Here is a 313-nt window from a genome sequence, read left to right on the forward strand (position 1 = left end):
CTCCAGAGCGCCGCGAAGCCGATGGACAACTTGGACCGACCGGGCCAGGCAGTACCAGCGATGCCCCGCCTCGAAGGGATCATGAACCGATCAACCTTCATCGGTGGTGACCGGCGCTCGGTAGTTATCTACCGAAAAACCGTAGACCGTGGCGGGCTGGATCTCTACGTGAGCCACATTGCCCAACGGACCTTCGCCCTTCGCCACCAATGCCTCACCTGGCAAAATGTAAGTGCGCGGCAATGTCGCCAGTGTGCCTTGTGGCAGCAGTTGCACATCCGGCGCCAGGCGCACTACATAGGCGCTGTCGTTG

General features: G+C 61.0%; 1 pseudogene. It reads right to left on the reverse strand.

Features of this window, described 5'->3' with window-relative positions:
- Positions 1-90: 90 nt before the first annotated feature.
- Positions 91-313: pseudogene (locus tag AAEZ05_RS28080) on the reverse strand (fimbrial chaperone protein); the annotation flags it as partial.

The organism is Pseudomonas sp. HY13-MNA-CIBAN-0226 (assembly GCF_040310305.1).
GTDB lineage: Bacteria > Pseudomonadota > Gammaproteobacteria > Pseudomonadales > Pseudomonadaceae > Aquipseudomonas > Aquipseudomonas gregormendelii.